The sequence below is a fragment of the Streptomyces sp. NPDC040610 genome (genome assembly GCF_055594065.1).
This window is the reverse complement of sequence record NZ_JBVIXA010000013.1, coordinates 155535-171562: the sequence shown is the minus strand read 5'-3', so window position 1 is coordinate 171562 and position 16028 is coordinate 155535. Positions and strand designations below refer to the sequence as shown.

General features: G+C 74.2%; 1 protein-coding gene. It reads right to left on the bottom strand.

Annotated elements, in window-relative coordinates; genetic code table 11:
• Window positions 1-18 precede the first annotated feature (18 nt).
• Complete coding sequence (locus tag ACZ6AA_RS33705; RefSeq protein ID WP_471462301.1) at window positions 19-15831, bottom strand: type I polyketide synthase; 15813 nt, start codon at window positions 15829-15831, stop codon at window positions 19-21.
• Between the last annotated feature and the right edge of the window lie 197 nt (window positions 15832-16028).

Here is a 16028-nt window from a genome sequence, read left to right as displayed (position 1 = left end):
CTTCTCCTCGTCCGCCATTTACAGCGCCTCCTCGAAGCGGCCGGGACGGTCGGTGTCCGAGCCGGTGTCTGAGCTGTTCGGATGTGATTCCGAAGGGGTCTGAAGTTCGTTGTCGAGCAGGTCGAAGAGTTCGTCGGCGGTGGCGCCTTCGAGGTCTTCGCGCTCCCGGTCGTCGTCCGCGGCGGTGCCGCGGTCGGTGGGGCGGGAGCTGTCCCAGGCCGTGAGGAGGGAGCGGAGCCGGTCGGCGACGCGGTCCCTCTCGGTGCCGCCCGCGCTGTCGCCCACGGCCTTGAGGACGCTCTCCAGGCGGTCCAGCTCGCCGTCCAGGTCACCTGGGTCGACGGGGAGTGCGCCGGCCGTGGTGGGCAGTTCCTCCGACAGGTGCTCGGCGAGTGCCGCCGGGTTCGGGTAGTCGAAGATCAGCGTGCTGGGCAGCCGGAGTTCGGTCTCCGCGGTGAGGCGGTTGCGCAGTTCGACGGCCGTGAGGGAGTCGAAGCCGAGCTCCAGGAAGCCCCGGCTGAGCTCGACGGCGTTCGGGGACGCGTAGCCGAGCACTCCCGCCACGTGGGTGCGGACCAGGTCGAGCAGGATCCGGTCGCGCTCGGCGCCCGGGCGGCCCGCGAGGCGGTCCGCGAGGGATTCGGTACGGGCGGCCGCGGGTGCGGTGTCCGTGCCGGAGCGCGCACGCCGGACCGTGGGCCGGACGAGCCCGCTGAGCAGGGCGGGGACGGCCTCGGGCGGCTGGGCGCGCAGCGCGGCGGTGTCGATGCGGATCGGTACGAGGGCCGGGTGCTCGCTCGCCGGGGCGAGGTCGAGCAGCGACAGGGCCTGTGCGGTGTCGAGCGCGAGGACGCCTCCGCGTGCCATGCGCTTGAGGTCCGTGTCGGCCAGGGCGCCGGTCATGTCGCTGTCCTGGGCCCACAGGCCCCAGGCGAGCGAGGTCGCCGGGAGTCCCTGGGCTCGGCGGTGCTGGGCGAGCGCGTCCAAGTAGGCGTTGGCGGCCGCGTAGTTGGCCTGGCCCGGGCCGCCGAAGACTCCGGAGGCCGAGGAGAACAGGACGAACGCGGACAGGTCCAGGTCGGCCGTCAGCTCGTGCAGGTTCAGGGCCGCGTCCACCTTGGGCCGCAGGACCGTCGCCAGGCGCTCGGGCGTCAGGGACGTCACGACGCCGTCGTCGAGGACTCCGGCCACGTGCACCACCGCCGACAGGTCCGCGCCCCGCTCCGCCAGGAGGGCGGCCAGGGCGTCGCGGTCGGCGACGTCGCACGCGGCGACGGTGACGCCGGTGCCCAGCGCGCCCAGTTCGGCCTGGAGTTCCACGGCTCCGGCGGCGTCGAGGCCGCGGCGCGACACCAGGAGCAGGTCCTGGACGCCGTGCCGTTCGGCGAGGTGGCGCACGACGACCCGTCCCAGGCCGCCGAAGGCGCCGGTGACCAGGACCGTGCCCGTCGACCAGGGCGCGGGGGCGTCCCCGGCCGGGGTCAGGGCGGCCCGGGCGAGGCGCGGCACCCATACCTCGCCGTCGCGCAGGGCGACTTCCGGCTCGCCGGAGGCGAGGGCGGCTGCCAGCGGGGACGCGGTAGCCGGGCTGGTGGCGGGGTCGGCGCCAGCGTGCGCGTCCACGTCGGCGTCGGCCAGGACGAACCGGCCCGGGTGCTCCGACTGCGCCGAGCGCACCAGGCCCGACACGGCGGCTGCGACAGGGTCCGGCGCGGCCGCATCGGCGGTGTCGACCACCACCGCACCCCGCGTGAGGACGACGAGGCGGGACGTCTCGAACCGCTCGTCGGCGAGCCATCCCTGCACCACGCCCAGCGCGTCGGCCAGCGTCGCGGAGACGTCCTCGGGGCGGGCCAGGCCGTCACGCCCGGTGGCCCGCGAGCCGCCGGGCGACCACACGACGGCCTCCGGAAGCTCCTCCCCCGCGTCCACGGCCGCGCCCAACGCCGCCAGATCGGCGTACGACGTCGCCGTCGGCACCGTACCGGCGTCGCCGAGCAGCGCCAGGGACACCGGCTCGGCGGCGGTGGCGGCGGTGGCGGCGGGCTGCCGCTTCCACTCGACGCGGAACACCGAGTCCGCGTGCGGGTCGGCCCCGCTCATCCGCTCGATGAGCTCCTTCGACATGTGGCGGAAGAGGAGGGCGGCCACCGAGGCGACCGGTGTGCCGGCAGTGTCGGCGACTTCCAGGGAGACCCCGTCCGTGCCGTTCGGCCGCAGCCGTACGCGGACGGTGGCGGCCCCGGCGGCGTGCAGGGTGACGCCGGTCCAGGTGAAGGGCAGGCCGCCCGCGGCGGGCTTGTCGTCTTCGCTCCGCGTGACCGCGCTCGCGGCGCGGGCGTGCAGGGCGGCGTCGAGGATCGCCGGGTGGAGGCCGAAGGAACCGGCCGTCGTGTGCTCGTCCTGCGGCAGCTCGACTTCGGCGAACACCTCGTCGCCGCGCAGCCAGGCCCCGCGCAGCCCCTGGAACACGGGCCCGTAGTCGAAGCCCGCCTCGGCCAGGTCGCCGTAGAGCCCGTCGACCGCCAGCGGCTCCGCGTCGCGCGGCGGCCAGGTGGTCAGGTCGGCGGAGACCGCGGAGGTCGCGGTCGCGGCCGCGTCCGGTGCGGACTCGGTCAGGGTGCCGGTGGCGTTCTTGGTCCAGGTGTCGGCCGCGAGGCCCCCGGCGGCGGCGCCGGGCTCCGGGCGGGAGTGCAGGCTCAGCGGCCTGCGCCCGGCGGCGTCGGGTGCATCGACGCGCAACTGCACCTGGACGCTGCCCTGTTCGGGCAGTACCAGCGGCGCCCCCAGCGTCAGCTCGTCGAGCGTCCCGCAGCCGACCTGCCCGCCCGCGTACACGGCCAGCTCGACGAACGCGGTGCCCGGAAGCAGCACGCGCCCGGCGACTGCGTGGTCCGCCAGCCACGGATGCGTGGCCAGGGACAGACGTCCGGTGAAGACATGGCCGTCGGTGTCGGCCAGCGGCATCCCGGCCCCGAGGAGCGGGTGCTCCGCGGAGACGAGCCCCGCCGACTCGACGTCGGCCGCCCCCGCGGTCTGCCGGAGCCAGTAGCCCTGGTGCTGGAAGGCGTACGTGGGCAGGTCCACGCGGCGCTGCGGCTGCGTCGACGCGTACAGCGGCGCCCAGTCGACGTCGACTCCGCGCACGTGCGCCTTGGCGAGGGCGGTCAGGAAGGTGTCCGGCTCGGGGCGGTCCTTGCGCAGGGCCGCGACGAGTCCGGCCTGCGCGTCCGGGTCCGTGACGGTGTCGTGCGCCATCGCGGTGAGTACGGAGTCGGGGCCCAGCTCCAGGAGGGTCGCGACGCCCTGCGTGGTGAAGGTGGCGAGTCCGTCGTGGAAGCGGACGGCCTCGCGGATGTGGCGGACCCAGTAGTCGGGGTCCTTCAGCTCGTCCGGGGTGGCGAGCTGACCGGTCAGGTTCGACACCACCGGCAAGGTGGTGTCCTGGTACGTCAGCTTCTCGGCCACCGCACGGAAGTCCTCCAGGACCGGGTCCATGAGCGGCGAGTGGAAGGCATGGGACACCTTCAGCCAGCGGACCTTGCGGCCCTCACCGCGAAGCTTCTCCTCCAGACCCTCCAGAGCGACCCGCTCACCGGAAAGCACCACCTGCGACGGCCCATTCACCGCCGCCAGGCCGACACGATCCTCCAAGCCCTCAAGCAACGGCAGCACCTCGGCCTCGGCCGTCTGCACGGCCAGCATGGCCCCACCCTCAGGCAGCGACTGCATCAACCGACCCCGCGCGGCCACCAGTTGAGCCGCATCCTCCAAGGACCACAGCCCGGCCACGTACGCGGCGGCCAGCTCACCGATGGAGTGCCCACCGACCACCTCCGGCCGCACCTCGAAGGACTCGGCCAGGCGGTAGAGCGCCACCTCGACGGCGAACAGCGCGGGCTGCGCGTACTCCGTGCGCTCCAACAGCTCGGCATCCGCACCGAACATGACGTCCTTCAACGGACGCTCCAGCAACCCGTCCAGGTGCGCACACACCTCGTCCAGCGCATCGGCGAACACGGGGAACGCCTCGTACAGCTCACGCCCCATACCGATCCGCTGGCTGCCCTGCCCGGTGAAGACGACCCCGAGACGGCCCTCGACCACCGAGCCGACCACAACACCCGGACCACCGGAAGCAATCGCCCCCAGCCCGGCCAGGGACTCCTCGCGCCCCTCACCGAGCACAACCGCCCGGTGCTCGTGCAGCGCGCGCCCCGAGAGCAGCGACCAGCCCACTCCGACAGGCTCAAGGTCCTCGTGCCCGGCGACGTGGTCCCGCAGCCGCTCGGCCTGCGCCCGCAGCGCCTCGGCGCTGCGACCCGACACCACCCACGGCACGACCGTGGTCAGCGGCGCGTCGAGCACCGGCTCAGCCGCCTCGGCGGACTCCGTCAACGGTGCCTGCTCGACGATCACATGAGCGTTGGTGCCGCTCACGCCGAACGACGACACACCCGCACGACGCGGCACGCCACCGTCCCGCTCGACCCACTCCCGGGCCTCCGTCAGCAGCTCGACCGCCCCGGTCTCCCAGTCCACGTGCGAGCTGGGCTCGTCCACGTGCAGGGTCTGGGGCAGTACCCCGTGGCGCATGGCCAGGACCATCTTGATGATGCCCGCGACACCGGCGGCGGACTGGGTGTGGCCGAGGTTGGACTTCACCGAGCCGAGCCACAGCGGCTGCTCGGCGGGGCGGTCCTGGCCGTAGGTGGCGAGGAGCGCCTGGGCCTCGATCGGGTCGCCGAGGGTCGTGCCGGTGCCGTGGGCCTCGACCGCGTCCACCTCGGCGGCGGACAGGCCCGCGTTGGCGAGGGCGGCGCGGATGACGCGCTGCTGCGACGGGCCGTTCGGGGCGGTCAGGCCGTTGCTGGCACCGTCCTGGTTGACGGCGGAGCCGCGTACGACAGCCAGTACTTCATGACCGTGGCGCCGAGCGTCCGAGAGCCGCTCCAGGAGGAGCAGGCCGACGCCCTCGCCCCAGCCCGTGCCGTCGGCCGCCTCGGCGAACGCCTTGCAGCGGCCGTCGGCGGCGAGGCCGCGCTGGCGGCTGAACTCGATGAACGCACCGGGGTTGGACATGACCGTGACGCCGCCCGCGAGGGCGAGGTCGCACTCGCCCTGCCGCAGGGCCTGCGCGGCCAGGTGCAGGGCGACCAGGGACGACGAGCACGCCGTGTCCACCGTCACCGCCGGGCCTTCGAGGCCGAACGCGTACGACAGGCGGCCGGAGATGACGCTGGTCGCGCCGCCCGCGAGGAGGTAGCCCTCGACGCCTTCGGGGGTCTCCCGCAGGCCTGAGCCGTAGCCCTGCGAGGACGCGCCCACGAATACACCGGCCTGGCTGCCGTGCAGCGTCGCCGGGTTGATGCCCGCGCGCTCGAACAGCTCCCAGGAGGTCTCCAGGAGGAGCCGCTGCTGCGGGTCCATGGCCAGGGCCTCGCGCGGCGAGATGCCGAAGAAGACCGGGTCGAACTGGTCGGCCTCGTAGAGGAATCCGCCCTGGCGTGCGTAGCTGGTGCCGCGCTGCTCGGGGTCGGCGTCGTAGAGGGCCTCCAGGTCCCAGCCGCGGCCGCCGGGGAAGTCGGACATCGCGTCCGCGCCGTCGGCGATGAGGCGCCAGAGGGCGTCGGGGCTGGTGGCGCCGCCGGGGTAGCGGCAGCTCATCGAGACGATGACGATCGGGTCGTCCTCGGCTCCCGTCGAACCGGCCGAGGTCATGGCCGCGCCCGTGGCGGTGCGTGCGGCGTCCTGCTCGCCCACGAGCTGCGCCCGCAGGTGGCCCGCGAGGACGGCTGACGTCGGGTAGTCGAAGACGAGGGTGGTGGGGAGCTTCAGGCCGGTCGCGGACGCGAGGCGGTTGCGCACCTCGACGGCGGTCAGCGAGTCGAAGCCCAACTCGCGGAAGGCACGCCCGGGTTCGACGGCTTCCGCGCCCGCGTAGCCGAGCACCGAGGCCGCCTGCCCGCGCACCAGGTCCAGCAGCAGCCGCTCCTGGTCCGCCGTCGACAGGGCGGCGAGCCGGTCGGCCCACTCGGAGCCGGTGGCGCCGTTCTTCTCGGCAGCCGACGTGGACTCGGGTTCGGCGAGCGCACGCCGGACCTCCGGCAGGTCCCCGATGAGGGGGCTCGGCCGCACCGACGTGAACGAGGGCGCGAACCGCTCCCAGTCCATGTCGGCGACGGCCAGGAACGTCTCGTCGTACGCGACGGCCTGCGCGAGGGCCGCCACCGCGCGCTCCGGCGCCATCGCCGTGAGGCCGCGTCGGCGCAGGTGCTCGGTGCCGTCGTCCCCGGCCATGCCGCCACCGGCCCACAGGCCCCAGGCGATGCTGGTCGCGGTCAGGCCGCGCGCGCGGCGGGCCTCGGCGAGCGCGTCGAGGTAGGCGTTGGCCGCCGCGTAGGCGCCCTGACCGCCACCGCCCCACACACCGGAGTTGGACGAGAACAGCACGAACGCGTCCAGCCCGTCGGTGTCGAGGAGTTCGTCCAGGTGCGTGGCACCGGCCGTCTTCGCACCGAACACCTCCGCGATGTCCGTCGCGGTCATCCCGTCCAGGGGCTGCGTCTGGCCGACGCCCGCCGCGTGGAACACGGAGCGCAGGGTGCGGCCGTCGGCGGCCAGGCCCTCCAGGAGCCCGGCGACCGCGTCACGGTCGGCGATGTCGCAGGCCGCGAGGGTGACCTCCGCACCCAACTCCTCCAGCTCAGCGCGGAGTTCGGCAGCACCGGGGGCGTCCGGACCACGACGACTGGTCAGGACCAGGTGCTCGACGCCCTCGCGGGCCAGCCAGCGTGCCACATGCCCGCCGATCGCACCGGTACCACCGGTGACCAGCGCCGTGCCGCGCGGCGACCACTTCTTCGACGCCTCGGCCGACTCGGCCCGTACCAGGCGGCGCACGAGGACGCCGGAGCCGCGTACCGCGAGCTGGTCCTCGTCCTGTCCGGCGAGGGCCGCCGTGAGGCGGGCGCCCGCGCGGGTGTCGTACGCCGACGGGACGTCGATCAGGCCGCCCCAGCGGTCCGGGTACTCCAGGGCCACGACCCGGCCGAGGCCCCACAGCTGCGCCTGCGTCGGGTTCTCGACCCGGTCGCTGCGACCGGTCGACACCGCGCCCCGCGTGACCGTCCAGAGCCGCGCGCCGATCCCGGCGTCTCCGAGGGCCTGCACGAGCGCCACGGTCCCGGCCAGGCCGACCGGCACACCGGAGTGCTCGGCGTGCGCGGTCTCGTCGAGGCCGAGCAGCGACACCACACCGGACAGCTCACCGGCGGCGACCTCCGTGAGCCGCACGGCCAGCGCTTCCCGCGTCAACTCGACGGCTGGTACGTGCAGTTCGACGGCTTCGGCACCGGCGCGCTCCAGCGCTTCGACGGTGCCGACGGCCCACGGCTGTGCCGTCACGCCCTCCGGCAGCACGACCAGCCAGCGCCCGGAGAGCCCGGACGTCGGCAGGGCGCCGCCGGTCAGCGGCTTCCAGGTGACCTGGTAGCGCCAGGCGTCGACGGTGGAGCGCTCGCGGCGCTGCCGCCGCCAGGAGGAGAGGACGGGCAGCATCTCGCCGAGTCCGGCGGCGGAGCCGTCCGCCACCTCCAGCTCGGCGGCCAGTTGCTCCAGGTCCTCGCGCTCGACCGCGTCCCAGAACCGGGACTCCACCTCGTCGACGGTCGGCGCCGCGTCCTCGGGGACGGCGAAGTCGGGCCAGTAGTGCTGGCGCTGGAAGGCGTACGTGGGCAGGTCCGCGATGACGCGGGCGCCGGGGACGAGGGCCTTCCAGTCGAGCCGCGCGCCGTGCACGTGCGCCTCGGCGAGGGAGGCGGCGAGGCGGTCGGCGCCGCCTTCGTCGCGGCGCAGGGAGCCCAGGGTGGTCGCGGGGCTGTCGGCGGCGTCGATCGTGGCCTGCACCGGGACCGTGAGGACGGGGTGCGGGCTCATCTCGACGAACAGGACGTGGCCCTCGGCGAGCAGGCCGCGCGTCGCGTGCTCGAACAGCACGGTCCGGCGCAGATTGCGGTACCAGTACCCGGCGTCCATGGGCGTCTCGTCGTCCAGCCAGGCGCCCGTGAGCGTCGAGAACAGCGGGACCTCCGCCGCCCGCGGAGCCACGTCCGCGAGCGCCTCGGCGATCCGCTCCTCGATCTGCTCGACGTACGCGGAGTGCGAGGCGTAGTCGACGGGGATGGTGCGGGCGCGGACATCGCGGGCCACGCACTGCGCGACCAGCTCCTCCAGCGCGTCCGGCTCACCGGAGACGACGACCTGGGCGGGGCCGTTGACGGCGGCGACCGAGATGCGGTCGCCCCAGGCGGTGATCAGCTCGCGCACGTCGGCCTCGGGCAGCGGCACGGACACCATGCCGCCCTTGCCGGACAGCTCACGAATCGCCAGGCTCCGCAGCGCCACCACACGAGCGGCATCCCGCAGGCTCAGCACACCCGCGACGCACGCGGCGGCAATCTCGCCCTGGCTGTGCCCGACGACGGCGGCGGGTTCGACACCGGCGGCCCGCCAGGTGGCGGCCAGGGAGACCATCACGGCGAACAGGACCGGCTGGACCACGTCCACCTGGTCGAAGTTGTCCCCGCTCAGCTCGTCGAAGAGATTCCACTCGACGAACTCCGAGAGCGCGTCCGCGCACTCCCGCATCCGCTCCGCGAACACCGGCGACTCGTCCAGGAGTTGGCGAGCCATCCCGGCCCACTGCGACCCCTGCCCCGGGAACACGAACACCGTGCGTCCGGCGCTCTCGGCGCGTCCGGTGACGACCCCGGCGGCCGTGAGGTCGCCTTCGGCGAGGCGGTCGAGCCCCGCGAGGAAGTCCTGGCGGTCGCGTCCGACGACGGCGCCCCGGTGCTCGAACCGGGACCGCGCCGTCGCCAACGACCAGACGACGTCGCCCAGTTGGAGATCGGTGTCGGCCAGGAGCCGCTCCCGCAGTCGGGCGGCCTGCGCGCGCAGCGCCTCGGGGGTCTTCGCCGACAGGGCCAGCGGCACCGCGGCGAGGAGCGGCTCGGCGCCGTCGGACGTCTCGTCGGGCCGGACCGGCTCGTCGGCCGTCGGGGCCTGCTCCACGATGACGTGGGCGTTCGTACCGCTCACGCCGAAGGACGAGACGCCCGCGCGGCGGGGCGCGCCGCCGTCGCGCTCGGCCCACTCACGGGCCTCGGTCAGCAGCTCGACCGCGCCCGCCGACCAGTCGACCTCGGGGGTCGGCTCGTCCACGTGCAGGGTCTGCGGCAGGACGCCCGCACGCATGGCCATGACCATCTTGATGACACCGGCGACGCCGGCGGCGGCCTGCGTGTGCCCGATGTTCGACTTCAGCGAGCCGAGCCACAGCGGCCGGTCGGCGGGGCGCTCCTTGCCGTACGTGGCGAGGAGCGCCTGGGCCTCGATGGGGTCGCCGAGGGTGGTGCCGGTGCCGTGGGCCTCGACCGCGTCCACGTCCGTGGTCGTGAGGCCCGCGTTGGCGAGGGCGGCACGGATGACGCGCTGCTGGGCGGGGCCGTTGGGGGCGGTGAGGCCGTTGCTGGCACCGTCCTGGTTGACGGCCGAGCCGCGGACGACCGCGAGAACTCGGTGGCCCTTGCGGCGGGCGTCGGACAGGCGCTCCAGGAGGAGCACGCCGACGCCTTCGCCCCAGCCGGTGCCGTCGGCTGCGGCCGCGAAGGACTTGCAGCGGCCGTCGGCGGCGAGGCCGCGCTGGCGGCTGAACTCGATGAACGTGCCGGGCGTCGACATGACGGCGACGCCGCCCGCGAGAGCCATGTCGCACTCGCCCTGGCGCAGCGCCTGCGCGGCCAGGTGCAGCGCGACGAGGGAGGAGGAGCAGGCCGTGTCGACCGTGACGGCCGGGCCTTCGAGGCCGAAGGAGTACGAGATGCGGCCCGACGCGACGCTCGCGGCGCTGCCGTTGCCGACGTAGCCCTCCAGGTCGTCGAGGCCGCCGGGGGCGCTCAGGAGGTGGGTGGCGTAGTCGTTGTACATGACGCCGACGAACACACCGGTCGAGCTGCCGCGCGCGGTGGCCGGGTCGATGCCCGCCCGCTCGAACGCCTCCCAGGTGGTCTCCAGGAGCAGTCGCTGCTGCGGGTCGATGGACAGGCCCTCGCGCGGGGAGATGCCGAAGAAGGCCGGGTCGAAGTCGGCGGCGTCGTAGAGGAAGCCGCCTTCGCGCGTGTAGAAGGAGCCCGCGCTGTCCGGGTCGGGGTCGTAGAGCGCGTCGACGTCCCAGCCGCGGTCGCCGGGCAGGTCGCCGATGGCGTCGACGCCGTCGGCGGTGAGGCGCCACAGGTCCTCGGGGGTGACGACGCCGCCGGGGTAGCGGCAGCTCATCGACACGATCACGATCGGGTCGTCGTCCGTCGAGGCCGTGGCCGCCGTCGGCCGTGCGGCGCCCTGGGCGGGCGCCGAGGCGTCGGCGCCCAGGACCTCTTCGAGGATGTGGCGGGCCAGGACGGTGGCCGCCGGGTAGTCGAAGGCGAGGGTGGCGGGCAGGCGCAGGCCGGTCGCCGCGGTGAGGCGGTTGCGCAGTTCGACGGCGGTGAGCGAGTCGAAGCCGACTTCGCGGAAGGCGCGGTCGGGCGCGATGGCGTCGGCCGACGGGTAGCCGAGGACGGCGGCGGCGTGGCCGCGTACGAGCGTGAGGACTTCCTGCTCGCGGTCCGCCTCCGGCAGGGCGGCCAGGCGCTGGGCGAGTGCGGAGCCCTCCTGTCGGTCCGCGCCGGCGGCGGTGCGCCGCTGGGGTGCGCGGACCAGGGTGCGCAGGAGCGGCGGGACGCCGCTTCCTGCGGCGGCCTGGGCGCGCAGACCCGCGAGGTCGAGGCGGACCGGGACGGTCAGGGGGTGGTTCGCGGCGTGCGCGGCGTCGAAGAGGTCAAGTCCCTCCTCCGAGGTGAGGGGGGCCGCTCCGGCGCGCGTCCTGCGGTCCAGTTCGCCCGCGCCGAGGTGCGCGGTCATCTCGCTGGCCTCGGCCCACAGGCCCCAGGCGAGGGAGGTCGCCGGGAGGCCCTGGGCACGGCGGTGCTGGGCGAGCGCGTCCAAGTAGGCGTTGGCGGCCGCGTAGTTGGCCTGGCCGGGGGTGCCGAAGACACCGGCGGCGGAGGAGAACAGCACGAACGCGGACAGGTCGAGGCCTGCCGTCAGCTCGTGCAGGTTCAGGGCCGCGTCGGCCTTGGGGCGCAGGACGGTGTCCAGGCGCTCGGGCGTCAGCGCGGTGACGACGCCGTCGTCGAGGGCTCCGGCGACGTGCACGACGGCGGACAGGTCGGCGCCGACCTCGTCCAGGAGGGCGGCGAGGGCGGTGCGGTCGGCCGTGTCGCAGGCGGCGAGGCGCACGTGGGCCCCCGACTCCTCCAGGTCCGCGCGGAGTGCGGCGGCGCCGGGCGCGGCGGCGCCGCGACGGGAGACGAGGAGCAGGTCGCGGACGCCGTGGCGGGCGACCAGGTGGCGGGCCATGAGGGCGCCCAGGGTGCCGGTGCCGCCGGTGATCAGGACGGTGCCGTCGCCCCAGGGGCCGCTCTCGGCAGCGGTGGCGGCGTCGGTCTCGGCAAGCGGTACGCGGGTCAGGCGCGGCGCGCGCACGGCGCCGTCGCGGAGCGCCACCTCGGGCTCGTCCGTCGCGAGGGCGGCGGCGACCAGCGCCTCGCCCGCACCGGTGGCGGCTTCCTGGTCCGGGTCGAGGTCCAGGAGCGCGAAGCGGCCCGGATGCTCGGACTGCGCCGAGCGCAACAGGCCCCACACGGCGGCGGCCACGGGGTCCGGGGCGGCGGTGGCGACCGCGCCGCGTGTCACCACGACGAGCCGGGACTCCTCGAACCGCTCCTCGCCGAGCCAGCCCTGCACGACCTCAAGGGCCCGCTCCAACTGGCCCCGTACAGCTCCGAATTCGGCCGCACGGCCGCCCTCGGCGGACGCGTCGGTGGCCGTCAGGAGCGGCAGGAACAGCGTCGTGGGCGGCTCGGCGTCTTCGTCGAGCGCGGCGGTCAGGGAGTCCAGGTCCGCGTACGTGTGGCGTACGAAGGGCAGGGCGCCGCCCGCGTCCGGGGTGCCGTCGCCGAGGAGCGCCGCCGAGGCGAGCTGCCCGGCCCCGTCCACGGGAGTGTCGAGGGTCGTCCACTCCACCTGGAACAGTGCGTCGCGCCGCGCCGAACCGGTCAGCTGCTCCTCGGACAGGGCGCGCAGTGCGAGCGACCCGACGGAGACGACCGGCTGCCCGGTGGCGTCGGCGGCCAGCAGGGTGACGGTGTCCGCCCCGGCGGCGGCGACGCGCACGCGGAGCGTGGTGGCGCCGGTGGCGTGCAGGGTGACGCCGGACCAGACGAACGGCAGGTGCGCGCGGTCGGTGCGGGCGATGAAGTCACCGAGCCCGATGGCGTGCAGGGCGGCGTCGAAGAGCGCCGGGTGCAGCCCGAAGGACTCCGTGTCGGCGTGCGCCTCCTGCGGCAGGTCGATCTCCGCGTACACGTCGTCGCCCTGCCGCCAGGCGGCGCGCAGGCCCTGGAAGAGCGGGCCGTAGCCGTGCCCGTTGGCGGTGAGGCGCTCGTACAGGTCGGACACGTCGACACGCTCGGCCCCGGCGGGCGGCCACACGGACAGGTCGGCGGCGGCCTCGGTGGCCGCGGGGGCGGTCGGCAGCAGGCTGCCGGTGAAGTGGCGCGTCCAGGGGGCGTCGTCGGCGTCGTCCTGCGGGCGCGCGAACAGGCTCAGCTCGCGCCGCCCGGCGCCGTCCGGGCCGCCCACGGAGATCTGCAGCTGGATGCCGCCCTGCTCGGGGACGACGAGGGGCGCTTCCAGGGTCAGCTCTTCGAGGTGGCCGCAGCCGACCTCGTCGCCCGCGCGCAGGGCGAGTTCGACGTAGGCCGTGCCGGGCAGCAGGATCGCCCCGTCGACCGCATGGTCCGCGAGCCACGGGTGCGTCTGCGTCGAAAGGCGCCCGGTGAACAGGTACCCGTCCGCGTCCGCGAGCGCCACGGCGGCCCCGAGCAGCGGGTGCCCGGCGGCACGCAGCCCCGCGAACACGACGTCACCGGCTCCGGCGGGCGCGGCCTTCGGCCAGTAGCGCTCGCGCTGGAAGGGGTAGGTGGGGAGGTCGACGGTGGCGTGGGCGCCCGGGTAGAGGGCTGCCCAGTCCAACTCGGCGCCGTGCACGTGTGCCTCGGCGAGGGAGGCGGCGAGGCGGTCGGCGCCGCCTTCGTCCCTGCGGAGGGAGCCGAGGGTGACGGCGGGGCTGTCGGTCGCGTCGATGGTCGCCTGCACCGGGACGGTCAGGACCGGGTGCGGGCTCATCTCCAGGAACAGGCCATGACCCTCGGCCAGCAGGCCGCGGGCGGCGTGCTCGAAGAGGACCGTCTGGCGCAGATTGCGGTACCAATACCCGGCATCCATCGGGGTGTCGGCGTCCAGCCACTCCCCCGTGAGCGTCGAGAACAGCGGCACCTCGGCCGCCTGCGGGGCCACCCCGGCCAAGGCCTCGGCGATCTGCGCCTCGATCTGCTCCACGTACGAAGAGTGCGAGGCGTAGTCCACCGGGATCGTCCGCGCACGAATGTCCTGGGCCACGCACTGGGCGACCAGTTCCTCCAGCGCCTCCGGCTCACCCGAGACCACGACCTGGGCCGGACCGTTCACGGCAGCAAGCTCAATCCGGCCGTCCCAGGCGGCGATCAGCTCCCGGACCTCCTGCTCGGGAAGCGGCACGGACACCATCCCGCCCTTGCCCGACAGCTCACGAATCGCCAAGCTCCGCAGCGCCACCACACGAGCCGCGTCCCGCAGCGACAACGCCCCCGCCACACACGCGGCGGCGATCTCACCCTGGCTGTGACCCACCACAGCAGCGGGCTGAACTCCAACCGCCTGCCAAGTCGCAGCCAGCGACACCATCACCGCGAACAACACCGGCTGGACCACATCCACCCGGTCGAAGCTGTCCCCGCTCAGCTCCGCGAACAGGTCCCAGTCCACGAACTCGGACAGGGCCTCCGCGCACTCCCGCATCCGCTCCGCGAACACCGGACTGGAGTCAAGCAGCTCACGAGCCATCCCGGCCCACTGCGACCCCTGCCCCGGGAACACGAACACCGGGCGTACCGACCCACCCAGCACCCGACCGCTGACGACGTTCTGCGCGCCCGGGCCGTCCTGGGCCAGCGCCTCGAGCCCGGCGAGCAGTTCGTCCCGGTCCCGCCCGAGGACAACGCCCCGCTGGTCGAACCGCGACCGGGCGACAGCCAAAGACCAGGCCACATCGCCCAGTTCAAGACCGTCCCGCGCAAGCAGAAGCTCCCGCACCTGCCCCGCCTGCGCCCGCAGCGCGTCCTCGGTCTTCCCCGAGAGTGCCAGCGGCACGACGCCCGCCACGACCGCCGAAGCCGAGGGCGCGGTGGCTTCCTCGGGCTCGTCCGACGCGGGCTCAGTGACCGGCGCCTGCTCCACGATGACGTGCGCGTTCGTACCGCTGACGCCGAAGGACGAGATGCCCGCGCGGCGCGGCGCGCCGTCCTCGCGCTCGGCCCACTCCTGGGCCTCGGTCAGCAGCGCGACGGCGCCGGAGGACCAGTTGACCTGAGAGGAAGGCTCGTCGACGTGGAGGGTCTGCGGGAGCACTCCGGCGCGCATCGCCATGACCATCTTGATGATGCCCGCGACACCGGCGGCGGCCTGGGTGTGGCCGATGTTGGACTTGATGGAGCCCAGCCACAGCGGCTCGCGGCCGCCTGCCGGGGCCTCGGGGCGCTCCTGGCCGTAGGTGGCGATGAGGGCCTGGGCCTCGATGGGGTCGCCGAGGGTCGTACCCGTGCCGTGCGCCTCGACGGCGTCGATGTCCGCCGCGGTGAGGCGGGCGTTGGCGAGGGCCTGCATGATGACGCGCTGCTGGGACGGGCCGTTCGGGGCGGTCAGGCCGTTGCTCGCGCCGTCCTGGTTGACGGCGGAGCCGCGGACGACGGCGAGGACCTGGCGGCCCGCGCGGCGGGCGTCGGAGAGGCGCTCGACGAGGAGCATGCCGACGCCCTCGCCCCAGCCGGTGCCGTCCGCCGCGTCGGCGAAGGCCTTGCAGCGGCCGTCGGCGGCGAGGCCCTGCTGGCGGCTGAACTCGGTGAAGACGCCGGGGGTGGAGATGACGGTGACGCCCGCGACGAGGGCCATGCCGCACTCGCCCTGGCGCAGTGCCTGCACGGCGAGGTGCAGGGCGACCAGGGAGGAGGAGCAGGCCGTGTCGACGGTGAGGGCGGGGCCTTCGAGGCCGAGGGTGTAGGCGATGCGGCCGGACTCGACGGCTGCGGCGTTGCCGGTGCTCACATAGCCCTCGACGTCCTCCTCGGCTTCGAAGAGGAGCGGGGCGTAGTCCTGTCCGTTGGTGCCGACGAATACGCCGGTGCGGCTGCCGCGTACCGTCGCCGGGTCGATGCCGGCGCGTTCGAGTGCCTCCCACGCGGTTTCCAGGAGGAGCCGCTGCTGCGGGTCCATGGCGAGGGCTTCGCGCGGGGAGATGCCGAAGAATGCGGCGTCGAATTCGGCGACGCCGGTCAGGAAGCCGCCGTGCGCCGTGGAAGTCGTTCCCTGCTTTCCTGCGGCGTCCGGGTCGTAGAGGGATTCGAGGTCCCAGTTACGGTCCGTGGGGAGGCCCGAAATGGCGTCCCTGCCCTCGGAAAGGAGTCGCCACAGATCTTCGGGGCCACCCACACCGCCGGGGAAGCGGCAGCTCATCGCTGTGATCGCGATGGGCTCCTGAGCAGCGGCCTCGATGTCCTTCAGACGTTGCTGCGTCTGATGCAGGTCCGCCGAAACCCACTTGAGATAGTCGCGCAGCGTCTCTTCATTCGCCATCAAATGTCACCTGTTCAGGACGTGTGCCGCACCCTCTGGCATACAACGGACCTGTCCGCAGCCGTTTTCTCGATGACGCTATGGGGGCCCCATACGACCAACAACCCCTACCCTCCCCCTACTCGCCCCTACGGGATTGCCTCGAAATGAGGCCGGGGGCGAGTGCGTGAGCAAAGGGGGTGGGTAGGGGCTGTCGT

Coding starts and splice junctions, on each gene's coding strand:
- ACZ6AA_RS33705 (WP_471462301.1), bottom strand. CDS start 15,831: ATGGCGAATGAAGAGACGCTGCGCGACTATCTCAAGTGGGTTTCGGCG.